We start from the raw sequence: 421 nt of genomic DNA on the forward strand, positions 1-421 counted from the left end.
CAACCATAGCAAGGCGATGCCCGCTGCGACGGCCCCCGCGAAAGCTGTCGCTAGCAGATTGACCACATCGTTGGTCATCCATCGCCAACCGCGAATCCGCTCAGCCCGGATGCCGCAGTGAACCTCGCGCTCGATCTCCATGCCGCAGCTAGGGCAGCGATACATCGCCTGGAAGACGGCTCCCAGCCAGGAATCGGCAAACGAGCCGATGAAGCCGGCTGCTGTCGCGATCGCGAACAGCGCCGCCGCAGTCGTCCAGTCGAGCGCCGGCGCTCCGGGCTGCTGCGCGAGCGGCGCCAGGACAGCCAGCACCGCAGCAGCCGCGCCAATCACCGCTGCACCGCTCAGGGCAGCGAAGCTGCCGAGCGCCGTGACGCCGCCGCTCGTGCCCGGCGTCACCGGCCGCCAGCCGATCAAAGCG

The 421-nt window shown here is 69.1% G+C and carries 1 protein-coding gene; it reads right to left on the minus strand.

Features of this window, described 5'->3' with window-relative positions; all coding sequences use genetic code 11:
* The coding region (locus PA598K_RS37760; protein ID WP_260405278.1) for a DUF92 domain-containing protein at positions 1–421 on the minus strand (421 nt) is incomplete at both ends.

The organism is Paenibacillus sp. 598K, assembly GCF_003851045.1.
GTDB lineage: Bacteria > Bacillota > Bacilli > Paenibacillales > Paenibacillaceae > Paenibacillus_D.